We start from the raw sequence: 502 nt of genomic DNA, 5'->3' as shown, positions 1-502 counted from the left end.
CTCGAACCCGCGACCTCCTGCGTGACAGGCAGGCATTCTAACCAACTGAACTACCAGACCATATTGCGGGGACAGGATTTGAACCTGCGACCTTCGGGTTATGAGCCCGACGAGCTACCGGACTGCTCCACCCCGCGACGGTAAAAATACATTATTTTGTTCATGCCCTTAGATGAATAACTGTATCAATCTCAGAAAGCTTATTCAAGCAGCGGCTCGATTGATACAACTCGCAGATAATTCATAGAAGCAACGCTCGTTGCTCCACCTCGCGACGGTAAAAATACATTATCTTGTTCATGTATATAAACAATAAAAATGGCGGAGGAAGAGGGATTCGAACCCCCGCGCGGTTTAACCCGCCTGTCGGTTTTCAAGACCGATCCCTTCAGCCGGACTTGGGTATTCCTCCGTTAAAAATATGGTAGCGGCGGAGGGGATCGAACCCCCGACCTTACGGGTATGAACCGTACGCTCTAGCCAGCTGAGCTACACCGCCATT

The 502-nt window shown here is 50.4% G+C and carries 3 tRNA genes; all 3 read right to left on the bottom strand.

The features are described 5' to 3' along the window. Positions 1–63 precede the first annotated feature (63 nt). The 3 genes from LC455_RS31110 to LC455_RS31100 all read right to left on the bottom strand — a co-directional run bounded on the left by LC455_RS31110 (position 64) and on the right by LC455_RS31100 (position 499). A tRNA-Met gene (locus tag LC455_RS31110) sits at positions 64–137 on the bottom strand. Between the two features lie 182 nt (positions 138–319). Beyond that, positions 320–412 (bottom strand) — tRNA-Ser (locus LC455_RS31105). A 10-nt stretch (positions 413–422) separates the two neighbouring features. Continuing rightward, a tRNA-Met gene (locus LC455_RS31100) sits at positions 423–499 on the bottom strand. Between the last annotated feature and the right edge of the window lie 3 nt (positions 500–502).

It is taken from the genome of Neobacillus bataviensis, assembly GCF_019969725.1.
The sequence above is the reverse complement of the archived record's forward strand: the minus strand, read 5'-3'. Positions and strand labels throughout refer to the sequence as shown.